The following is a 22,450-nucleotide window of genomic DNA, read 5'->3' as shown; positions in this document are numbered from 1 at the left end:
GGGAGGGCATTGCTCTCCCGTATTCTCCCAGGAAATTTGGCCCATGACAGACAAAATCCCCCACGCCCCAGCTGAAAACGACGAACAGCCAAGAAACGTACTTGATCGTCTTATTATAAAGTTCAGTAATCTCGTTAGCTGGCTGTTTATCTTTACTGTATTGATTTCATTTTACGAAGTTGTGATGCGTTATGCATTTGATGCCCCGACCACATGGGTACATGAAACAGCTTCTTTCATCGGTGGTTCTTTATTCATTATTGGTGGCATCTACGCTTTTGCCGCGAATAAGCACGTACGTGTGGTTCTTATCTACGATTCAGTCTCTAACCAAACACGTAAATATCTTAATCTTGTTCACCACATTGTTGGTTTGGCTTTTGCTGGCATGCTTGCTTACGCGGCTTATTTCACTGCAGAAGAAGCGTGGTTTGCACCATGGGGCGAATTCCGCCTTGAAACATCAGGCTCAGTGTTAAACGCGCCTTATCCTGCGCTGTTGAAAGGCCTGATCTTTGTCGTTTTGTGTGTTCTTGTTATCCAGTTTGTATTGCACCTAATCCAAGAGTTGATGGGTCTAAGGAAGAATGACGATGTTTGATTTATCTTCTATTGGTATCGCATGGGGCAGTTTGCTCATGTTGGTTATGATGATTGGCTTGCTCCTGACGGGTATGCAGCTTGCGTTCGTAACTGGCTTTGTCGCGATTTTCTTCACTCTATGTTGGTTTGGCCCTGATGCTTTACCTTTGATTGCGAGCCGTACTTACAGTTTTGCTTCTGGTTATGTGTTTCTCGCAGTACCGATGTTTGTATTGATGGCCGCTTTACTAGACCGTTCGGGCATTGCTCGTGATTTGTTTGATGCAATGAAATCTGTCGGCCGTAAGGTTCGCGGTGGCGTTGCGGTACAAACGTTATTGGTAGCTGTGTTACTGGCTTCAATGTCAGGTGTTATCGGTGGCGAAACTGTACTACTAGGTATTCTTGCACTGCCTCAAATGCTTCGTTTAGGTTACGACCGTAAGCTTGCTATTGGTACAACCTGTGCGGGTGGCGCGCTTGGCACCATGCTTCCGCCAAGTATCGTATTGATCATCTATGGTATGACAGCGAGTGTGTCGATTGGCGACCTATTCAAGGCTTCTTTCTTACCAGCGTTTATCCTTGCGGGCTGTTACATCGGCTACGTATTGATTCGTTGTAAGCTGAACCCTTCTCTTGCTCCTCTTCCAAGTGATGATGAGACAGAAGAAGACTTAGCGAATCAACCTAGCTACTTCAAGGCTCTGTTCTTCCCTCTGCTTTCTGTAGTAACCGTTCTCGGTAGTATCTATACAGGTATTGCTTCAGTAACGGAAGCTTCGGCTTTGGGTGTCGTCGGCATCATGATCAGCGCGCTTATCCGCGGTGAATTGAACTTCAATATGCTGAAAGAGAGTGCCATCGCAACTATGCGCACCTGCGGCATGATCATGTGGATCGGCATTGGTGCAAGTGCTCTGGTTGGTATCTACAACCTAATGGGTGGCATCGACTTTGTTGAAGAAACGATCCTTGCACTCAGTGGCGGCAACGCAACAGTAACACTGCTAATCATGATGGCTATCTTGCTGGTTTTAGGTATGTTCCTTGACTGGGTAGGTGTGGCACTTCTAACAATGCCAATCTTCGTTCCAATCATCACTGGCCTTGGTTTCGACCCAGTTTGGTTTGGTGTTGTGTTCTGTCTAAATATGCAGGTGTCTTTCTTGTCACCACCATTTGGTCCCGCGGCGTTCTACTTGAAATCGGTAGCACCAAAAGACATCAGCTTAGGTGAGATTTTCTCTTCACTACTGCCATTCATTGCACTTCAAGTATTGGTTCTGGCACTGGTTATTATCTTCCCTCAGCTCGCGCTTTGGTGGCAATAACAACGAAGGTTCCAGAGTGAATTTAACGCTCAGGAACCGATCAGCAGCAACACAAGTTTAACTATTAGATTCGATTGTCAGCCCCAGTTTTGGTTGGGGCTTAGGGAAGGCTTGCCTTATGAAAAGCAAAAAAATACTCGTGATGGGCGTATCTGGATGCGGAAAAAGCCTGATTGGTAGCCGTATCGCACAGGCTTTAGATCTTCAATTCTTTGATGGCGATGACTTCCATCCGCAAAGCAATGTAGAAAAAATGCGCCAAGGTATTCCGCTGACTGACGAAGATCGTCAAGGATGGCTAGAAACACTTAACAAGCAATACATTGAACAACCAAGTGCTGTGATTGCTTGCTCTGCATTGAAACCACAATACCGCGACATTCTACGAAAGAACAATGAAGGCTTAGTTATCGTGTACCTACAAGGTAGCTTCGACACTATTTGGAACCGCCATAAAGCGCGTGAGAACCATTACTTCAATGGTCAAGAAATGTTGAAAAGCCAATTCGCAACCTTGGTTGAACCGAGTGAAGGCGAGGCGTTGTTTGTTGATATCTCACAAGATGTTGAACAGGTAGTAGAAAGTGCACTCAAACAAATTAAGCAGATAGGCTAAGCCATGACTCAGACAAAAAATGACATTGCGATGATTGGTTTAGGAGTGATGGGTAAAAGCCTGGCACTCAACCTACTTGATAATGGCTTCAATGTTGCAGGCTTTGACCTCAATACAGACAACATTGAGCGTGCTAGCTCTGAAGCGAAGCAGCTCAATGAGACATTTGAAGGAAAAGGCTTCTTTACTAGTGGTGTTAATCTTGAAGACATTCTTCAGGGGTTAGCGAAACCACGAGTGATTGCATTGTCGGTTCCGGCAGGAAAACCGGTTGATATCGTGGTAAGTAACTTGCTAGAAGCCGGTTTAGAGCGCGACGATATTGTTATCGATACAGGCAATAGCTTATGGACTGATACTGAAGCCCGAGAAGTGAATTACAAAGGCAAACTACGCTTCTTTAGTACAGCTGTTTCTGGTGGTGAAGAAGGGGCTCGTGTTGGCCCTGCGTTGATGGCTAGTGGTGACCCATCGGCTTGGCAATATGTGAAGCCAATGTGGGAAGCGATTGCTGCGAAAGTCGATGTGAATGGTTTGCCTGTCGCTCAGTTTGAAGCAGGTGAAGCGTGCGCTGCGTATGTTGGCCCTTCGGGCACTGGGCACTATGTGAAAATGGTGCACAATGGTATTGAGTACGCTGACATGCAGCTTATTTGCGAAGTGTATCAGTTCATGCGTGATGTACTTGAAATGCCTGCTCAAGAGATCGGCAAAGTCTTTGACCAATGGAATAATGGCGTCCTTAATAGTTATTTGATGGAAATTAGCGCCGATATTCTTCAACAAGAAGATGTGGTGACGGGTAAGCCATTCGTTGATGTTGTGCTTGATAAGGCTGGTCAAAAAGGCACTGGCTTGTGGACAGCAGTAAACAGTTTGCAAGAAGGTTGCCCAACACCAACCATTGCACAGGCGGTCTATGCGCGTGCGATGAGTGGTCAAAAAGCACAGCGTGTTCAAGGTAGCAAATTGCTAAGGGGCAATATTACCGATGCGAGTCAGCTAGATAAAACTGAAGTCATCTCAGAACTTCATGATGCTCTGTATTGCGCCAAACTGTCTGTTTATGCGCAAGGTTTTGATTTACTGAAAACAGCGTCAGACAAAGAGGGTTGGAATCTTGATTTCACTCAAATAGCTAAGATCTGGCGTGCGGGTTGTATTATTCGCGCGGCCTTCTTACAAAGCATCACGTCGGCTTACCAACAAAATAGAGAACTTGCGAACTTGTTGTTTGATGAGGCTTTCATTAAACAAGTAGAAGAGCGCGAACTTGCTTGGCGTATCGCGGTAGCGAATTCAGCTTTGTATGGTGTACCGATGCCAGGAATCAGTTCTGCATTAAGCTACTTTGACTCATTGCGTTGTGAGGTGTTGCCAGCTAATTTACTGCAAGCACAACGTGATTACTTTGGTTCTCATTCCTATTCACGAGTGGATAGAGAGGAAGCTGAAAAATTCCATGTCACTTGGAGTCAGTCCCCAAGAACAGAAGTAAAAGTTAACGCTTAAATAATCAATAACGCCCTCTACTGAGGGCGTTTTTATTTATGACGCTATATCAATATTTTACTAAATTAGACTTCAAATTCCACGTCAGTTGGATACACTATTACCAGTAACATAATTCATAACTATAACAATTAAATACTATGTCGAATAAGAAAAAACGTCCCACATTACAAGATGTTGCCAACCTAGTTGGTGTCACCAAAATGACCGTCAGTCGCTGTCTGCGAGACTCTTCTCAAGTGTCTGAAGCACTGCGAGACAAGATAAACGCTGCAGTCGACGAGCTCGGTTATATCCCTAATCGAGCACCAGACATCCTTTCCAACGCTAAAAGTAATGCTATCGGTGTGCTTGTTCCCTCGCTAACTAACCAAGTTTTCGCCGAAGTTATCCGTGGTATTGAACAAGTTACCGCACCTGCGGGCTACCAAACCATGATTGCCCACTATGGTTATAGCGCTGAACTGGAAGAACAAAGCATCGCTTCGCTGCTCTCGTACAATGTGGATGCGATTATTCTGTCTGAGAATGTTCACACCGATAGATCTCGAAAAATGCTGCAGACCGCTTCAATCCCAGTGATCGAGATTATGGACTCGGTATCGCCAAGAATTGAACAAGCTGTCGGCTTTGATAACTTCGAAGCGGCAAGAGCCATGACCAAAACCATGCTCGACAGAGGACGCACCAATATCGCTTACTTAGCGGCTCGTATGGATGAGCGAACTCGCTTAAAAATGGCGGGCTACGAACATGCGATGCAAGAAGCTGATAAAGCGCCCGTGACTCTGCAAACGGAAGACGCGTCCTCGTTTACTCTTGGTGCGAAACTTATTGGTGAGTTACTAAAGAAGCACCCTGAAGTGAATGGCATTTTCTGTACTAACGATGATTTGGCCATTGGTGCTTTTTACGAATGTGTACGTCGTGGTATTCAAGTACCAGAGCAGATGGCAATTGCAGGTTTTCACGGGCATGACATCACAGTGGCGATGACGCCTCGTTTAGCGACCGTGGTAACACCAAGGGAGCAGATTGGTAAAGTCGCAGCACAGCAAGTTGTAGCGCGTTTACAAGGCAATAAAGAATGGGTCGCGAAGCTGGATCTCGGTTACGAGATTGAAGTGGGTGAGAGTATTTAATTTTACATTTCAGCCTTGCTCTTCATTGGATTCAAACTAAAACGCCCTTAGCGATACGAATTTCGTTAAGGGCGTTTTCTCTTTATCTAGTAAGAATATGTATGGCGTAACAGGTTTAACCCGCTAAATTTTGAGCATCTTGCTGTTTCAACACTTTGTGACCATCTTCAGTGACGCCACGTTTCCAGTAGCTGCTGATATAGATGTTCTCTTTTTCAACTTCTTTTTCGTTGCGGAAGTATTGTCTTAGCTCGCGCATGCTTTCGAATTCACACGCAGTCCATACTGACACCTGACCTTCTAACCACTCTGTGTTACGCACGGTTTGTGAAAGTGACTCTGAGGTTTCATCTTCAATCAACCAGGTTACTTTGATGCTTTGAGGGGTTTCAAGTACTTGCTTATCTGCTGCTGAGTTTATCTGAATGACAGCGTGACCCGTTGCTGTTTCTGGAAGCGTTTTTACTTTTGCAGAAAGCGCGGGTAGAGACGTCATGTCTGCAACTAAGAAGAACCAGTCTGACTCTAGATTCAGCCCCTGAATTAAACCAGGGCCAGCCACTGAAACCGTGTCGCCTACTTTTGCGTTCATTGCCCATCGAGCCGCAAAACCACATTGCAAATCTGTAGTGATATGGCGAACAAAATCAACTTCAATCCACTGCTCTACAGGGTTGTACTGACGAATGGTGTAAGTGCGCATGGTTGGGCGCTCACCTTCGTTTAGTTGGCTTAAATCAGTCGTGCCGAGTGGCGAGAATAAAAGCTTGATGTAGCCGCCGGCACATTCTGTTGGGTATTTACTTAATCCCTCACCGCTAAGCGTTATGCGCTGCATGTTTGGAGTAATTGTTGAGGTTTGAGTAACGGTTAATGTGATAGGGCTAGGCTTGCTCATATAAGGCTCTCTTAGATTTTGATTTCCACATCATAATCCTGAACTAAAAAACACTCAATACTAATAGTTATCATTTACTTTGATTTACACATGTACTACCTACGTATACGACAGATCCTATGAAGAAACAGTACCGACAAAAAAAGAGCCCTTTAGAAAACTAAAGGGCTCTTAGGATTGGTTTGACTCAGCGAACAGAATTAGCTGTTTGCTTGCTCTAGTTCAATTGTTTCGTCAGCGGCTTTCGCAGCTTCTAGCATCTTACGAATAATGAACGATGCTGCCATTGCGATACCTACCATCACGACTGCAAGAACAGTCAGCATTTGGAAGTAATCACCGTAAACCGTTTGCACGATCTCTTGTGTGATCTCTTGACCTTTCTCTAGTGCAATAGACGTTGAGAATACCGCGCCAACAATGCCTGATAGTGCGATAGCAACAGAGAACAAGCTTACTGAGAAGTTTTCAATGTGCTTAGGTGCAACAGACAGGATGAAGGCTACAACCATTGAGCCTACAATCACTTCACCGAATGCTAGGAAGAAGTGAATCGCTAGGAAGACTTCTGGGCGGATCAGAACATCGTCACCTACTGTCGTTACTGCCATCGTAAGGATACCGAAAGCGATAGCCGTAAGGATGAAAGAGAAACCGACTTTGGTTGCAGTTGAGAAGTTAATGTTTTTCTTTTCTAGGTTAGAGAAGATACCCGCGATGATAGGGCCAGCAACCATACACCATAATGGGTTCATTGCCATCGACGCTTCAGGTGCAACAGGGATGAAACCGAATAGGTCGCCACGCATTGTGTTGATCGCTACCATTGTCATCGAAGTCATCATCTGACCGTAGTACACGAAAAAGCATGTCGTCAGGAATGTGATGATTAAGATAGTGCCCATTTTTAACATGTCTGATTTCTTCGATTTCATCATCAAAGAGACAAAGTAGATAATCGCTGCACCACCAATTGCGTATACGATGTTTTGGCCAATATCCATGTTAGAGAACATGAAGAACACCAAACCGATCATTGCTGCAGAAAGACCAAGGAACGCTGCCCAGTTTTTGGTGCTTACTGGTTTTTGGTCGATTTCTGCACTTGCTTCAACAAGGCCTTTGCGAACAAAGATCATCATCAGAAGCGCAGCACCGGCTAGAACCGCTGAAAGAAGAAAACCACCGTGGAAACCAACAACAAGCACTAGCATTGGGAACAGGTATTGGCCTAACAGAGCACCAATATTGTTTACTGAGTAGTTGATTGGGTAGCAGTTCTCAAAATCTTCTTGAGTTTTGAACGTGCGTTTGTAAAGACTTGGGTAAGAAGGGGACATCAAACCACGCGCATAACTTGCTAACGCAATACCACATAATGCCATCGGAACGTTGGTTGCTGCTGCACCAAGTACCAGTAAAACGTAACCACTTGCGAAGCCTAGGAAGGCAATGGTTAAAGATCGGTAAGCGCCTAAAAACTTGTCGGCGATAAAGCCACCTGCAATAGCAAATAGCGGTCCGATTGCAGAGAAAGCACCAACAACCATCATGGTGTCGGCTTCATTGTAGTTCAGATCTTCAAGGAAGAAACGAGTCAAGATCACCATGACGCCATAGAACGAAAGTCCGAACATCATTTGGCAGAACATCATTGATTTGTTTAATCTATTCCACATTATTTTATTCTCACATTTGTATTAATATGTAGTGTAATTACCCGATTATAATATCATTACTAGTAATACATAAACTGAAACATCTGTCCCAAACAGAACTTTACTCGATATATCTTTTCTTATGAGGTCATTCATATTTCTCATGAATGAAATTTGCAACGTTAGATTTTGCTAGCGGATGCATGGCGGTATGAAATTTAGCCATCATCATTTGTGGCTAAGTAATGAACTAATAAAGGGAAAGTTAGAGGTGAGCATTCTGTAAGTTATTTTGAGTGAGTATCACTTTCAATTAGCTGTTGGACTTTAGCCAATAAAAAAGCCAGCTGGTGGCTGGCTTTGTTGAGATATTGAAAACTAAGTTTACAAGAATGCCGTCTCTATAGAGGCTTTCTCCACTCGTGTTTTTGTCTGTTATTCACACGGTGGTGCCATGTGGATCACGGCTAGGCCACCTAGAGAAGTTTCACGGTACTTCTTGTTCATGTCTTTACCTGTTTGGTACATGGTTTCGATAACCTTGTCTAACGAGATAAGACACTTGCTGGTGCGTTTCAACGCCATGCGCGATGCGTTGATCGCTTTCATTGCGCCCATAGCATTACGTTCAATACATGGTACTTGTACAAGGCCACCGATCGGATCGCATGTCATGCCCAGTGAGTGTTCCATCGCGATCTCAGCCGCAATACAGATTTGCTCGTTGCTACCACCACGTAGGGCAGTTAGACCAGCAGCAGCCATTGATGAAGAAACGCCGACTTCACCCTGACAACCTACCTCTGCGCCAGAAATCGAAGCATTGGTTTTGTAAAGGATCCCGATTGCTCCAGAGACTGCCAAGAAGTCTTTAAGCTGCTTAGTATCTAGCTCTTTGATGAAACGATGGTAGTACATTAATACCGCAGGAATCACGCCAGCTGCACCATTCGTTGGAGATGTCACAACTTGTCCACCCGCAGCATTCTCTTCACTTACAGCAAAGGCAAATAGGTTAATCCAATCCATGATCTCCATTGGATCGTTTTCAATCGAGGCATTTGCTTCCAGCTTTTTAAGCAGAGCAGGTGCTCGACGAGTGACTTCTAGGCCGCCATCAAGGATGCCTTCCGTGTCAAAGCCACGCTGCATACATAGAGACATCACCTTCCAAATTTGGTCGGCTTTCTGGTCAATCACATCCATACCTTGGAATGAAACTTCGTTACGTAGAATTAAGCCACCAAGGCTCAGTCCTTGTTGTTCGGATAGTTCAAGCAACTGATCAGCAGAAGAGAAAGGGAACTCAACTTGTGTTTCTGCTTCCTGTTTGCCGTTTTGTAGCTCATCAGCGGTTGCGATAAAGCCACCACCAATCGAGTAGTAGGTTTCCATATCCAGAAGACTGCCGCTTGCGTCAAAGGCAGAGATAGTCATGCCATTTTCATGCAACGGAAGGTTAGTTTTGTGGAAGAGAAGGTCGCTTTCTACATCGAAATGAATTTCATGGTTACCGCTAACCAATAGAGATTTATCTTCAATCGCCTTGCGCATAGCTTGGTTAGCACTGGTGATTTTAATGGTGTCGGGGCGGTTACCTAGCAAACCTAACAAGGTCGCTCTGTCTGTGTGGTGACCAATACCCGTCAATGATAACGAGCCGTATAAGTCGATTTGAATACGCTTCACTTGCTTAAGCTGAGCATCAATTTTTTGGGTAAAGTTAAACCCAGCGATCATTGGTCCATTTGTGTGGGAGCTGGACGGCCCAACCCCAATTTTGTAGATATCAAAAATAGACAGCATAGTAACTTCCTGTGAAGACGGTTCGATTGACGAACTCTGTGTAAAATTTGTATTTAGTTAGTTGCACTTCTTTGAGTGAACCTGTTCTTTTGGTGAACCAGTTATTCGATTGAGCGTATTCATTGATAGAAAGCGCTCTTTTATCGACTAGTGCTAACAAGCATAGAGCGATGAAATACAAGAGCGTGCTATGTTTGCTGTAAAGCGACACGTCTATTCTTGTATTACCTAAGATGTCGCTATCAATAGTGAGCATTATTGCGAGCAACATATAAGAATTTCAAAATACTTTTGTTAACAAGTATTGTATACATAATTCACTCCATCTAATCCCCAAAACGAGACTTGAACATAAAATGAGCATTAATCACCTCCTTATTGTGCTGGGTAAGCGACTGAATGAGAATAAATTGACTGATGAAGGAATCAGTCGAGTTGATGCTTTGGTTGAGTATCTGGCGGAGCCTTTGGTAGAAGAGTCGAATCAGCAAACCGCGGTAGCATTTTGTGGTGGGGTAACAAAAGGGCAAACACTGTCTGAAGCCGATGCGATGCACCAATATTTTAGGAAGCTTGAAAATAAGCGTGAACATCCGCTTTCCTTGGGGGCGATTTTACTCGAGCAGCATTCGACCAATACTGTCGAGAACATACAGAACTTGGCCTCAGAGATGATTAAAAGCGGGCTGTTTACTCGCGGGCAGAGTGTGCAGGTGACATTCGTTTCTAATGACTATCACTTACAACGTATATTCGAGATTCAATCGCTCATGGACGAGCAAGGTTTGCTTAAGGTTCTCATCGAGAAATGCTCGGCGCTTGGGGTAGGGCTGCAAATAGATCGAAAGTTGGATGCTCATGTTGCGGTACCATACCCACATCAAAGTACTCAAGGGCAATTGTTTCTGTTGATGGACGTATTGACGACCTACCGAGTTTATCTTGAAGGTGTCTGTGCGGGCGCATTTAAGCGAGATTTAGAGTTGGTTAGACGAGAGCCAGAAAGACTGTCTTTGGAAGCATTGATAACTGCCAAGGAGCTCGTTGGACGTTCATCTGACTTTGACATTGTGGAGAGTTTACTCCCAGCATTGGAGCGCTGTATCCAGCAGACTTCAGTGGGTACCGATATAAAAAAAGTCAGGGAATACCTAGCTCTACTAGATACTAACCTGACTTTATTGAATCGTTATTTAGATCCGGAATCGGATCACACACATCGCTGGTGGCGATAGGTGATTATTTCTTTCTCGTGATGCCAATAACGGTCTTTAAGCTCGCAAAGGCAATCAGACAGTAAGCTAGAAGCTCAGTGCCTTCTTCAGCGATGTTTTTAACCGCTCGAACGAAATCATCGCCCATAACATTGTGCCAGAAGCTGCCCATGCCAAATAGGCGAGAGAACACTAACAGAAGCATTACGCCTGTTACCAGCAAGTTCATGTGTGGGGATGCAAGAATAAGCGCAAGCTGATCAATGGTTCGTTTACCATTTTTAATCGCATAGAAAATTGCGCTACCAGCAACCAATAGGGCTGGGACAACCCAAGCGCCATGTACAATCTTGTCGAACCAAAAGTCCATTTCACGAATAAACATCACACCGAAAAATGCACTGATGAGCATAGCTGCATGCTTAACTTCACGCTTCTCTCTTGCTAGATAAGCAAAAGACCCAGACGCGATAATAAGCAGTAATTGTTGCAGCATCTCAGTCACCGAGACCTCACCAACATTGCCATTCAACAATACAAAATCAATTCGAAGCGCAAGATTTGCGACAATACCAATCGCTAAAACAACGAGAGCGGTTTGGCAGCGTTTGTAGATCACTTGAGATGTCGACTGAGAAAGGGTGAACTCAGGCAGTTCAAATGACATTTGAGTTTGTTGTTTCGTTTTTGATTGGCTTTTCATAATAATTCTATGTGTAAAATTTTGTAACAGGCGGGCATTCTATCGGCCTAGGTTAGGCTAATGTCAGAGCTATGTCAGGAATAAAACAGTGTTCAATTGGTGTGTGTGTACGGTAAACCGCTGCCTTATGGCAGACAGTTTACGTAACATAATTGAATTTTTAGGGGGAGGGTTTTAAAGCTTTGAGATTGGAAACTTGTAATAGAAGTGATTACTTTTCAGTTTCTTGCTCATGGTTATTGCGGTAGTACTCCCACTGTTCAATGCGCTCGCCGTCATCGAATACACAGTAAGTTGTACGTTGATTGTTTTCAGTAACCGTGTCTAGTTCACCGTCCTGTTGAACACAATAAACCGCTGCTGGGTTAGCGACTGAAACACGTTGGCCTTCGCTATATTCTGCATAGTCGTTTGCACAACCGCCTAATACAACGGCACATACAGCCATCAAACCAATTTTCTTCATGTCTATCTCCTACGTGATAACTCTATAATCGAATGCGTTAAGTTCTACAGAACCAAATGAGAAGCTCTATGAAATTAGTATATTTTAGATTTCAGAAAAGGTTGTCCTAATTTAGTCAAGATATTGAAATAGGTTGATATTTCTTCATGTTTAACGACTTTTTGAGTGTTAGATCAAGCTAAGTGGATTCAAGTTACCGTTGGAATATCCCCGTCCGATCAGTTCTTGTTGGCGGTTGTGAACCTCGAATCTATTGATGATTATGATATGATGCCGCCAAATTCAGTAGAGCAGTCAGAATCATGAGACACCTAAAAACAACCATCCACCCTGATATCGACCATCTAGACAATAAAACGGTCTATAAGCGCAACGCTGCCCGTGCCATTGTATTAGATGGTGAATACATTCTGATGCTGTATACAGAGCGTTATCACGACTACACCATTCCTGGTGGTGGTTTGGACGAAGGGGAAGATGTGATCGCAGGTATGGTTCGTGAACTCGAAGAAGAGACTGGCGCGAAGAATACCCATAGCATCAAGCCGTTCGGTATTTTTGAAGAGTTTCGTCCTTGGTACAAAGACGATGCGGATATGATGCACATGATTTCTTACTGCTACTCATGCAAGATTGATCGTGAGCTTGGTGAAACGGCTTACGAAGATTATGAAGTGAAAAACGGGATGAAACCGGTTTGGATGAATATCCATGAAGCGATCGCTCACAACGAAAAGACGATGGCAGAGAGCCCTAAGAAGGGCATGAGTATTGAACGTGAAACCTTTTTGCTGCATTTGATTGCCAAAGAGATGCTTTAGCCGTTATCAATACTTGGGGCTGTTGACCTTTCGAGCTGGGTTTTGCAGCATCTTGTGGGAAATTTATACAAGGAAGAGGTTTTGACGTGTAGTTGGTCTACATGAAAAGCCGATAACGCAGTAGAAATGAACCACAAGAGCTGCCCGAAGGGTTCGGCTAAAATCGTTTGATGCTTTGTTGAAGAATATTTGCTTAGAATGACTAGGCTACATACTCTTCGCCGCGCCTAAAACGATTTTATATAGAACAAAACTTAACCACGAAAGGTCAACAGCCCCAGGACTGCTAAGCTATTTATTTGCCGCCACTTTTGGCGGCAAAGTTGTTTCTAGCAACGCTAAAATTTAATACCCGAAACTAATTATTGAATATGGTTGATATTGTCAACTAAGTGTTTTTGATGTATCTTTACCTCAGCGATGAACCTATCTTGCTTAACTGCTCGGTTATATCGCTAAATCTCGCTGTGAGCCTGCCCTAAACAAAGAATACTATGAATAAAAGACAGTTTATTGCCCATTATCTGCGCATGAATCGCACCTCGTACTTATTGGCGATTGTGTTCATCTTTCTCGTCAACTGGTTACAAGTAGAGATCCCTCGCTATATCCAATTGGCGATAGATTTGATTGATGATGCCTCTTCAACTGGCCATCAACAGCTTCAAACCTATGTTTGGATTGTGGTCGGCATGTCAGTTGCCATGGTGGTGGTGAGAATTTTGTCTCGTATTTATGCGCTTAACCCGGGGCGAATTACAGAGGCCGCACTCAAAAGTACACTTCTACAAAAGTTGAATCGCTTACCGAGCAGCTTTCACGAACGCTTTGCTTCGGGTCGACTGATCTCGATTATCAACAATGACCTTAGTGGCATTCGACTGCTGTTTGGTGTCGGCTTCTTGCAGTTCTTCAATGCGTTGCTCGCGTTGTCGCTGACGCCTCTTTACATGTGGCGCATATCGCCAGAACTCACACTGTATTCGGTCATTCCTATCTCAATCGCTTTTGTGATTTTCCGTGTGGGTTTCAAGCGTATGAAAACGCTGCATTTAGAGCACATGAAGCGTTTACAAAACTTGTCTGCTCAACTAATGAGTTACCTGTCTGGGATTGATTTGATTAAGAGCCAACAGATGTCACCTTGGGTGAAAGCCGAAACCGAAAAGCTTAACCAATTATTGCTTGAATGCCGCCTTAAAATCACACGCATTCAAGTCTTCTTTATGCCGGTACTCGACTACGCCAATGACCTGATGAAAATCATCATTCTTGGGCTAGGTGGCTACATGTTAATGAGACAAGAACTCACACTTGGTGAGATTACCGCTTTTCTGACTTACTCGGTTTTGCTCGCTATGCCATTGATGCAGCTTGGCAGAATCGCGACCATTTATCAGCGTGGCATGGTGGGCATTCAAAGTGCACAAACCATTCTTAATGCCAAAGTCCCAGAGCTAGATGAAGATAAGCTTACTGAATTAGATGTTGAATCGCTGAAGGGAAAAACGTTTTCCGTTCGTAACCTCAGCTTCAGCTATTCAGGTGAAGAACGCTTGATTCTCGATGACATCAGCTTTGATATTCCTGCTGGTAAGAAAGTGGGTGTGTTAGGCGGGATCGGAGCGGGTAAAACGACATTAGTGAACTGCTTAAATCATCACTTGGATGTACCAGAAGGTTCTGTTTTCCTTGGTGAAAGAGATGTCACTAGCTTCTCTCGCAGTGACTTGCGCCGTTACGTGAAAACTGTGACTCAAGACCCTTACCTGTTTTCAGCAACCGTCGAAGACAATATCCGCTTTGGTAGCCTAGATACGGATTTGGCAAAGAGTCAGGTTGATGAAGTGCTAGAGCTCAGCCAGTTGGCCAGTGATGTGACGCGTTTTGAACATGGCGATCAAACCTTAGTCGGTGAGAAAGGGATCATGTTGTCAGGTGGCCAGAAGCAGCGCTTAAGTATTGCGCGTGCTTTATTACAACCCACTGACCTGATCATCATGGACAACGTTCTATCGGCTGTCGACTATGAAACAGAACGTAAGATCTTAGAAGGCTTGTTTAAGCGCCTGAAAAATCAATCGGTTCTTGTGGTTTCACACCGCGTTAATGCCCTTGAATATATGGATGAAATCATCGTGTTGAACGAAGGCAAAGTGATCGCGAAAGGCGACCACGCCACATTATTGAAAACGTGTGATTACTATTACGATACATGGCAGCTACAGCAGAATGAAACGGAGGCAGCAGCATGTTAAAAGGTGTTGATCTCAAGTACCTCAAGCACTTTTTTAAGTTTGCTAAGAAATACAAAGGCTCTGCGATTCTGGGCATCGCTATGCTTCCTCTTTCTGTCATCACGAGCTTGTTGTTCCCTTGGCTGATCATTCAAGTGATCGATGTTCACCTGAGTCACGGGGATATGGATGGTCTACTCGAATACGTCTTTTATCTCGTTGCCGTGCTGGTGGCGAGTTATGTGGTGGATACCACCTATTCGTACAATCTGCGTAAAACTGGTCAATACACGATAACTGACATGCGCTCAGTATTGTTTGCTCGCGTGCTCAAACTACCGCGCAGCTATTTTGATAACACACCGATTGGCGTAACGCTTTCACGATTAACCAGTGACTTGGAAACCATCGGCGAGACGTTTGTTCAGTCGGTTGTAGGGCTAGTTAAAGACAGCATCAATACCATTGCTCTGTTGGTGATGATGTTCTTCATTGATTGGCAGTTAACGATGATTGTATTGATCATTATGCCGCCAGTGATGTATTTGACGGTGTATGTGAGAAACCGACTTCGTGCTTTGTACAAGGTGACTCGTTCTTCTTTGGCTCGCGGTATTGGCTTTTTACAAGAAGTCTTATTTGGCATGAAAACCGTTCAGATGTACCGAGCGGAAGAGCAAGTCGAACAACGCTACCAAGGCTATACCGATGAGTTTTTAAGAGCGCAGAAGAAGATCAATAAATACGATGCGATTTTGTTCTCGTTTATCTCCGGCATCACCTCTATCACCATCGCAATTATGATCTGGTATGGCTCGGAGCAATTGATAGAAGGGGCGCTCACCTTGGGTGTGCTGATTGCGTTCATCAACACCTTAGAGAAAGTGTTTGTGCCGATCCGTGACTTTACTTCGCAAATCGCTTCTATTCAGAGTTCATTTGCAGCGTTTGACCATATTGAAGAGTTGTTTGTTGAGCCGACTGAAGAGGAAGGGCGCAACCTGCTGCCATCTAACAAGGTTGAAAAACAGCTCGAACATTTTGTGAGCCTAGAGTTTAAGAACGTGAGCTTCCGTTACAAAGACGACTCTCCATATGTTTTAAAGAATGTCTCGTTTGTATTGGAGAAAGGGCATCAAATCGCCCTTGTGGGTTCGACGGGGTCAGGTAAGTCGACGATTCTGCGTCTAATCTCTAAAACCTACCAAGACTATGAAGGCAGCATTTTGTTGAATGGAATAGAGCTGTCTCAGATCTCGAGCGAAGACTCGGCTCATTTGTTTTCAATGATGATGCAAGATGTGCACTTGTTTGAAGAGACCATCCAATTCAATATCGCGCTGGGTAAAACGCATCTATCTAGAACTGAGGTTGAGCAGGCGGCGCGCTATGTTTATGCCGATAAGTTTATTGAACAATTGCCACAAGGTTATGACTTCCACTTGGAAAAGAACGGATCCAACTTGTCTGTAGGGCAAACGCAGCTTATCTCGTTCGCTCGAGCGGTTGCGCAGGGTGGTCAATTGATGATGCTTGATGAGGCGACCAGTTCGGTAGATTCAATCACCGAAGACCTGATTCAAAAAGCAATGCAGCGCCTTTTCAAGGAAAAAACCGTGATTGCGATTGCACACCGTTTGAGTACCGTTCGTCACTCAGATACGATTTTGGTGTTGGAAAAGGGTGAAATTGTTGAGCAAGGTAATCATCAACAGCTGGTGGCGCACAATGGAATTTATGCTGGCTTGTTACAAGAATCGATTGTAGAAACGGGTGGTTCTCAAGCTACGGTAGCCTGATTGCCTCAAATCAGGCGGTTGCTTTCGAAAAGACGAATTGGTCTTGTCTATGCTTCACCAGTTTCTATTGTTTTCTAATATTCCCAATAGGTTAGGGAAATTAAACATATTTTTCGATTATTAATATGTTATGATCTCCCTACTACTAAAGGGGTGTCTTCGGGCATCGGGATGTATGCGAGCAAAACGTAAGTGCTTGTGTCAGTCACTTTCTGGCGAATATGGAATCGAAAATGTTGTTGGAAGAAGTTGTAGAAATTATCGAATTAACCGACTCAGACCATTTATCTCAAGCAATGGAACTGTTTAACGAGCATGGTTTTGTTGATGCTGAGTCTTTACCTTTTATGAATGTTGTTTTTGAAACAGCACCAGATCAACTTGCGAAGAAGCTGTCGCAGATTGGTTTTAAAGGTTTAGTGCAAGTTGAAAAGAATGAAGATGCATCGGGCTTCACCATTATTGATGCTGACCGTGTTCTGCTAAAAGATTCTGCTTAACTGTAAGACTTTGCTTAGCTACAAGACTCAGCTTAACTGTAAGATTCTTCTTAATGACAAGAAGAAGATTCAGCTTAGTGAAAAGACTCTATCCAGTTCAGTAACACCCGTTATGATTATTTGAGGTTAACACAGTGACAACAGCAACCGTTTCATCAACAGAACAACACATTTCCAACGAACATGCGCTTTTAGGCGCATCGTTATTAGCGTCTCAAAAAGTTGAGTTGGCTCTGTTCAGTGTGATCTCTAAATTAGCTAAAGCTCTATCAAAAGAGCAGCAACAGTCATTAGGTTTGGATTTGGATACCTTTTTAAGGGAGAAGCCAAGTGAACAAGCCTCGACTCTGAGCCGCTACGAAAATACGTTTGGTGAAAAACTTCCTTTGAAGGCCAATGAACTCAATGATTTTATTTATCATCGAAACTTGGTCACTCGTGGTTTTTGGCGTGTGACTGGAGCTGATGTTAAAGGCGGTGAGAAGCTTGCTAACCCAGAGCTTTATTTAAAAGAATTCTTGGCCAAGTGTGAATACTGGCAAGTGATGATAGATACTCAAACCAAGTAATCAAATTGAAATAAGAAAGCCATAGCGAACATGCTATGGCTTTTTTGTTTGTGTAAACCGCCTTGAATTCTTTGAATCTAGAGCATCATCTTCAATACATAGTTCTTAGAGACAAAGTGATGTTTAAGTGCGGCACTGATATGCAGCACAATTAAACAGGCTAGGGCAATACAACTGGCACGATGTAAATAGAAAAAGAAGCCGTTGATTGCAGAGTCGGTAATTAGATTATTTACGCTCACTAACCAAAATAACGAGTACGGTTCTTTTAGCATTAAGTAACCAGTGCTGAAAACCATAAACATCACAAGGTACATCAAAGAGTGTGCAAGCTTGGCAACGCATTTTTGCCCTTCAGGCACAGAGGTTGGCATGCTTGGCGATGAGCGAAAGTGGCTCCAGATATAACGAACCACAAGCAATGGTGTCGCAACGGTCGCCAATGACATGTTGAGCACTGACAGAAAAGAAAACAGCTCTGGATGACTGGTGACATAGTGCATCACATACCCTGCGATTGTCGCATAGATGATTACAGAAGCCATTACCCAGTGCAGTACACGGCTCACTAAATCGTATCGTGGATTATTCAAATTAACCTCGTTCTGATCGTTATTAATATAAGATTCATCTCGATGCAATAAATCAATTCTCGGTATATTCGCATCGCGAATTAATTATATAGAACAGTATTACGCGGTATTTTTATAATTTAGAAATTAATGATGTTGCTTCAGGTGTTTTATAATTATCAATGATGTTTTAGAGTGTTAATTCCAATATGGACATAGCAAACTTGTCGACTTCCTAGCTTGTATGCCTATTACGAGATACAGTTAGTCTAAAGATAAATATATAAGGAATGTATAATGCTTCGAATCTTATTGATTGCAGTTATCTCGGTGTTCAGCACGATGAGTTTTGCAAGCGAAGAGGTTAAGTACTCGGAACAAGAGTATTTGGATAGACCGCTGATGGAACGCTATATCTTGGATGAGTTGAAGCAGCTTCGAATGGAACAGCAGGATCTTGAAAGACGCTTGACCATTCAGATGACTGACCGGGAACTGACTGTGGCAGACAAGTCTCTGAATTACGCCAATGTAACCGTAACCTACTTCTTCTACATTATTGCCGGTGTTGCCTCCCTAATTGCACTGGTGGGCTGGCAATCGCTCAAAGAGTTGAAACACACCACTAAAGAGATGGCAGATCGACGACTCAACGACATTGCCCAAGACTATGAGAAGAAGTTTAACCTTCTTGAAAGGGATCTTAAGCGCAAGACTCGAATCATCTCAGAGAACAACCGAGAAATCGAAATCATCAATGAGATTCACAACTTGTGGTTGAGGGCTCAGAATGTTCAAACTGCCGAGCAAAAAATTGAAATTTACGATGAGATCTTAAAAGTCCGCCCAGGTGATTTGGAAGCACTAACTTACAAAGCTGATGCCGCAATGGACATGCAGGAATACCACTGGGCGATGAGCTTATGTAATCGCGTGTTGGAAGTAGACGATCAAAACGCTCACGCCTTGTATCAACGTGCTTGTGCTTACGCAAGGTTAGGTGCTGAAGGCCAAGCGATCGATGACTTAGAGCGCTCTATCGAAGCCAGTGGTTCAATGCGAGAGCTATTGGCTGATGAACCTGACTTTGAGATGCTGCGAGGCTTAGAACGCTTCGAAGCACTTCGTGAAGAGTAACATGAGGTAAAGATCCGTGTTAACTAAGGTGGTGGGCTTTGCATGCTCACCATACTTTCACACCTATCGCGCTATGGTTTCTTACATTTCATTTATTTTTTTGATTTAATTGTTATGTTATAACACTTTCTAAGTTCCTCGTTATAACCGCTAAGTATTTTATGAAGTTCCTCCGTATTGGCCTGATCGTTATTGCTATCAGTGCATTTTCCCTTGCTGCTTTGCTCTCTTTTCACTCCGAACCAGCACCAGAAATCTCTATAAAAATAACACCTTATCAAGGTCCTCAACCGAATAATGAGGCAGCTATCGACTCGCAATCGACTCCCAACTCTTTGGTTAAGGTCCATTATTTTGTGAAAGTTGGCGATACGCTAAGCAACATCTTTTCGTCATGGCAACTGTCTTATGGAACAGTTCAAAAGGTGATGGAAGCGGATTTGGAGTCTTTGAAACTCGATACAATAAAGCCTGGTGACCATCTAGAGTTACTTTTGGATAGTGACTCTAAACAACTCGTCGAGCTGATTTATCACGAGAGTCTGGTTGAGCAAGCTGCTTTTACTCGAAACGATGATGGTAGCTTTACATATAAATTCCACGAGATCCCAGGCGAATGGAAAGAAAAACTCTATGCGGGTAGTGTCCACGGTAGCTTTTCAACGTCAGCCTACAAAGCGGGGTTAACTACTAACCAGATAGCCAATATCACCCGCACACTAAAAGACAAAGTCAACTTCGCTCGTGAGCTGAGAGCCGGTGACAGCTTTAATGTATTGGTCAAAGAGCAGTACACGGATGATCACTTAACGGGCAAAACAGAAATTCAAGGTATCTCAATTCAATTAAGAAACCGAGAAGTGGCAGCTTTTCTAGCACCAGATGGTCTTTTTTATGACAGGGAGGGAAATAGTCTAGAGCAAGCCTTTGATAGATACCCAGTCGACAGAAAGTTCCGAAGAATCACTTCTTCGTTTAATCCGACACGAAGACACCCAGTAACGGGGCGAATCTCACCGCACAATGGTACCGATTTTGCGACACCTGTTGGTTCACCTATCTACTCAACAGGTGATGGTCGTGTGGTGGCACTTCGTGACCACCCGTATGCTGGTAAATATTTGGTGATTGAACACAACAGCGTATATACGACGCGTTATCTTCACTTGAGCCGCTTCTTAGTTAAGAAAGGTCAGCAAATTAAGCGAGGTCAGAAAATTGCGCTATCGGGTGCTACTGGTCGTATTACTGGCCCGCACTTGCACTTTGAGGTATTGGTTCGTGGTCGCGCCGTCGATGCAATGAAGGCGAACTTACCAATGGCAAGCTCAATTATGCCTAAAGATAGAAAAGAGTTTTTGGCTCGAATTGCCTCTTTTGATGCCATGATCTCTGAGCCAGCAGATCGCGCGAGTTAGAGATATTCAAGCCTAAGTTGGCCAACGAATATGATCACGCCCCTTAGCTAGCGATTTAGCTAAGGGGCGTTTTTCTAGGTAATCACACGATTTAGCGAGTGATTCAGTTAAGCAACCACCACCGCTGTGCCGCTTGCTGAAACCATCAGCATACCATTGCCTGTGCCAAGTACTTCGTAATCAATATCTACGCCTACCACTGCGTTGGCACCTGCTTCAATTGCTTTCTGTTCTAACTCTTTGAACGCGTAGTTACGTGCTTTTTCCAGTTCTTTCTCGTAGGTGCCTGAGCGACCACCCACAAAGTCACGAATTCCTGAAAACATATCTTTGAAAACGTTCACCCCTAGAATGGCTTCCCCGGCAATAACTCCTTTGTAATCGACAATGCGCTTGCCTTCGACTGATTGTGTGGTGGTAATAATCATAATGGCCTCTTGTAAGCTTGCTGAGCTGTCACTCGCTTATTGATTGATAGTTTGGTCTTGTTCCTGAATGTCATCGTTCAGTGCTGTCTCTGAGCGTGTGAATTCATGTCTTAACCATGTTCTCAGTTTTAGCACACTTTCTTGTTTTAATTTGTTTTTCGGGCAAACAAAGTAAAAATCTTGGTGCGGGTTAGCAACCGGTTTACCCAATTCGACAAGCATCCCATGGCTGATATCATCTTTCACAAACAAGCGATGCGTTACTAGTACGCCTAACGAACGAATTGCAGCTTGCACCGCTTGAATGGAGACATCGAACGTCAGATTGCTATGGAATGTGGGCATTGGGATCTGGTAATTGTCGCACCACACTTGCCAGTCGTGTTGTCGCCTGAGGTTAAAAACGCCAATGGTTGGGTTTTGTTTGACGAGTTGCTCAACGCTCAATCCGGCCTGGTTTTTTAATAGAGTAGGGCTGCACACCAAGACCAAATCATCGTCGCCCAGTTTCTCGCTGTAATATTGCTCCCACTCGTTGGGCTTGCCATGTACAAGCGCAACATCGACCCCTTCCTGCTCAATATCGAAAGGGCCTGTTAGCGTCGAAATACGGATATCAAGTGAGGGAGCGAAGGCTTGGAAGTCGGGAACTCGTGGGATCCACCAGTGCATCGCGAGCGAATTGACCATGTTGAGGGTAATGCGGTGGTCGTTAGGCGTTCTGGCAAGCTCTTCGGTCGCCTCTATCACTTGCTCAAGCGCGGGCGCGACTTTTCGATAATATCGCTTACCGGCGGCATTAAGAACAACACGACGACCGACTCGTTGAAACAAAGGCTTGTTGACCAGTTGTTCTAACGACTTGATCGCTTGGCTTACCGCAGAGTGACTGACGTACAGCACCCGAGCGGCGTCGGTCATGCTGCCAGTCTCAGCGACAGCAATGAAAGCGTAAACGGATTTAAGCGGAACGAGTTTTTTCATTGGTAAGTTTTCCTTACAGTTATGGTTAATATTACTCGCTATTTTTCATTACGT

The 22,450-nt window shown here is 44.0% G+C and carries 21 protein-coding genes; 13 read left to right on the top strand and 8 right to left on the bottom strand.

What is annotated here, in order from left to right; translation table 11 throughout:
- Positions 1-43: 43 nt before the first annotated feature.
- The 5 genes from HRQ85_RS07775 to gntR all read left to right on the top strand — a co-directional run bounded on the left by HRQ85_RS07775 (position 44) and on the right by gntR (position 5,186).
- Positions 44-601 (top strand): TRAP transporter small permease subunit, encoded by a 558-nt coding sequence (locus HRQ85_RS07775; protein ID WP_048616944.1) that lies wholly within the window; start codon positions 44-46, stop codon positions 599-601.
- Positions 594-1,916, top strand: a complete 1,323-nt coding sequence (locus tag HRQ85_RS07770) for a TRAP transporter large permease (RefSeq protein ID WP_172379228.1) — start codon at positions 594-596, stop codon at positions 1,914-1,916. Before HRQ85_RS07775 ends, HRQ85_RS07770 begins: the two co-directional genes overlap by 8 nt.
- Positions 1,917-2,034: 118 nt before the next feature.
- Positions 2,035-2,532, top strand: a complete 498-nt coding sequence (locus HRQ85_RS07765; RefSeq protein ID WP_048608819.1) for a gluconokinase — start codon at positions 2,035-2,037, stop codon at positions 2,530-2,532.
- Positions 2,533-2,535: 3 nt separating this feature from the next.
- Positions 2,536-4,044, top strand: coding sequence for an NADP-dependent phosphogluconate dehydrogenase (gndA, locus tag HRQ85_RS07760; protein WP_172379227.1), 1,509 nt, complete (start codon positions 2,536-2,538; stop codon positions 4,042-4,044).
- A gap of 140 nt (positions 4,045-4,184) precedes the next feature.
- Positions 4,185-5,186 carry a gluconate operon transcriptional repressor GntR gene (gene gntR / locus HRQ85_RS07755; RefSeq protein ID WP_172379226.1) on the top strand — a complete coding sequence of 334 codons (1,002 nt, stop codon included), beginning with the start codon at positions 4,185-4,187 and terminating at the stop codon, positions 5,184-5,186.
- Positions 5,187-5,301: 115 nt separating this feature from the next.
- Here gntR and HRQ85_RS07750 read toward each other — a convergent pair whose 3' ends face one another.
- The 3 genes from HRQ85_RS07750 to HRQ85_RS07740 all read right to left on the bottom strand — a co-directional run bounded on the left by HRQ85_RS07750 (position 5,302) and on the right by HRQ85_RS07740 (position 9,548).
- On the bottom strand, positions 5,302-6,084 hold the full coding sequence (locus HRQ85_RS07750) for a siderophore-interacting protein (protein ID WP_172379225.1): 783 nt from the start codon (positions 6,082-6,084) through the stop codon (positions 5,302-5,304).
- Positions 6,085-6,284: 200 nt separating this feature from the next.
- Positions 6,285-7,763, bottom strand: coding sequence for a peptide MFS transporter (locus HRQ85_RS07745; RefSeq protein WP_048616933.1), 1,479 nt, complete (start codon positions 7,761-7,763; stop codon positions 6,285-6,287).
- A 414-nt stretch (positions 7,764-8,177) separates the two neighbouring features.
- Complete coding sequence (locus tag HRQ85_RS07740) at positions 8,178-9,548, bottom strand: L-serine ammonia-lyase (protein ID WP_081231434.1); 1,371 nt, start codon at positions 9,546-9,548, stop codon at positions 8,178-8,180.
- 356 nt (positions 9,549-9,904) lie between these two features.
- On the opposite strand from HRQ85_RS07740, the gene HRQ85_RS07735 reads away from it, so the two are divergent.
- Positions 9,905-10,783: a YdcF family protein gene (locus HRQ85_RS07735; protein WP_172379224.1), complete on the top strand. Its 879-nt coding sequence runs from the start codon at positions 9,905-9,907 to the stop codon at positions 10,781-10,783.
- Positions 10,784-10,787: 4 nt separating this feature from the next.
- Here the strand turns inward: HRQ85_RS07735 and HRQ85_RS07730 are convergent, their stop codons facing one another.
- On the bottom strand, positions 10,788-11,465 hold the full coding sequence (locus tag HRQ85_RS07730) for a hypothetical protein (RefSeq protein ID WP_172379223.1): 678 nt from the start codon (positions 11,463-11,465) through the stop codon (positions 10,788-10,790).
- 211 nt (positions 11,466-11,676) lie between these two features.
- Complete coding sequence (locus HRQ85_RS07725) at positions 11,677-11,931, bottom strand: putative hemolysin (protein WP_017079683.1); 255 nt, start codon at positions 11,929-11,931, stop codon at positions 11,677-11,679.
- Between the two features lie 302 nt (positions 11,932-12,233).
- Here HRQ85_RS07725 and HRQ85_RS07720 point away from each other — a divergent pair, with 302 nt between their 5' ends.
- From HRQ85_RS07720 to HRQ85_RS07700, 5 genes are all read left to right on the top strand, one after another.
- Entirely contained in the window at positions 12,234-12,752 is a 519-nt protein-coding gene (locus tag HRQ85_RS07720; RefSeq protein ID WP_172379222.1) for an NUDIX hydrolase, read from the top strand.
- A gap of 494 nt (positions 12,753-13,246) precedes the next feature.
- Positions 13,247-15,010 carry an ABC transporter ATP-binding protein gene (locus HRQ85_RS07715; RefSeq protein ID WP_172379221.1) on the top strand — a complete coding sequence of 588 codons (1,764 nt, stop codon included), beginning with the start codon at positions 13,247-13,249 and terminating at the stop codon, positions 15,008-15,010.
- Positions 15,004-16,788: an ABC transporter ATP-binding protein gene (locus tag HRQ85_RS07710; protein ID WP_172379220.1), complete on the top strand. Its 1,785-nt coding sequence runs from the start codon at positions 15,004-15,006 to the stop codon at positions 16,786-16,788. Before HRQ85_RS07715 ends, HRQ85_RS07710 begins: the two co-directional genes overlap by 7 nt.
- 233 nt (positions 16,789-17,021) lie before the next feature.
- On the top strand, positions 17,022-17,288 hold the full coding sequence (locus tag HRQ85_RS07705) for a hypothetical protein (RefSeq protein WP_017059525.1): 267 nt from the start codon (positions 17,022-17,024) through the stop codon (positions 17,286-17,288).
- 134 nt (positions 17,289-17,422) lie between these two features.
- Positions 17,423-17,857, top strand: coding sequence for a hypothetical protein (locus HRQ85_RS07700; RefSeq protein WP_059018919.1), 435 nt, complete (start codon positions 17,423-17,425; stop codon positions 17,855-17,857).
- Between the two features lie 77 nt (positions 17,858-17,934).
- Here the strand turns inward: HRQ85_RS07700 and HRQ85_RS07695 are convergent, their stop codons facing one another.
- Complete coding sequence (locus tag HRQ85_RS07695) at positions 17,935-18,450, bottom strand: cytochrome b (protein ID WP_172379219.1); 516 nt, start codon at positions 18,448-18,450, stop codon at positions 17,935-17,937.
- A gap of 276 nt (positions 18,451-18,726) precedes the next feature.
- Here HRQ85_RS07695 and HRQ85_RS07690 point away from each other — a divergent pair, with 276 nt between their 5' ends.
- Together HRQ85_RS07690 and HRQ85_RS07685 are read left to right on the top strand one after the other, a co-directional pair.
- Positions 18,727-19,566 carry a tetratricopeptide repeat protein gene (locus HRQ85_RS07690; protein ID WP_048612948.1) on the top strand — a complete coding sequence of 280 codons (840 nt, stop codon included), beginning with the start codon at positions 18,727-18,729 and terminating at the stop codon, positions 19,564-19,566.
- 161 nt (positions 19,567-19,727) lie between these two features.
- The gene (locus tag HRQ85_RS07685; protein ID WP_172379218.1) at positions 19,728-20,984 is read left to right on the top strand and encodes a peptidoglycan DD-metalloendopeptidase family protein; all 1,257 of its coding nucleotides are present in this window, start codon (positions 19,728-19,730) and stop codon (positions 20,982-20,984) included.
- 107 nt (positions 20,985-21,091) lie between these two features.
- On the opposite strand, the gene HRQ85_RS07680 is transcribed toward HRQ85_RS07685, so the two are convergent.
- Positions 21,092-21,412: a heavy metal-binding domain-containing protein gene (locus HRQ85_RS07680; RefSeq protein WP_004730185.1), complete on the bottom strand. Its 321-nt coding sequence runs from the start codon at positions 21,410-21,412 to the stop codon at positions 21,092-21,094.
- 36 nt (positions 21,413-21,448) lie between these two features.
- The gene (locus tag HRQ85_RS07675; protein WP_061038439.1) at positions 21,449-22,396 is read right to left on the bottom strand and encodes a LysR substrate-binding domain-containing protein; all 948 of its coding nucleotides are present in this window, start codon (positions 22,394-22,396) and stop codon (positions 21,449-21,451) included.
- Between the last annotated feature and the right edge of the window lie 54 nt (positions 22,397-22,450).

Origin of the sequence: Vibrio sp. Vb339, from assembly GCF_902751245.1 — a bacterium.
In the GTDB taxonomy this organism is placed as follows: Bacteria; Pseudomonadota; Gammaproteobacteria; order Enterobacterales; family Vibrionaceae; genus Vibrio; species Vibrio coralliirubri.
The sequence above is the reverse complement of the archived record's forward strand: the minus strand, read 5'-3'. Positions and strand labels throughout refer to the sequence as shown.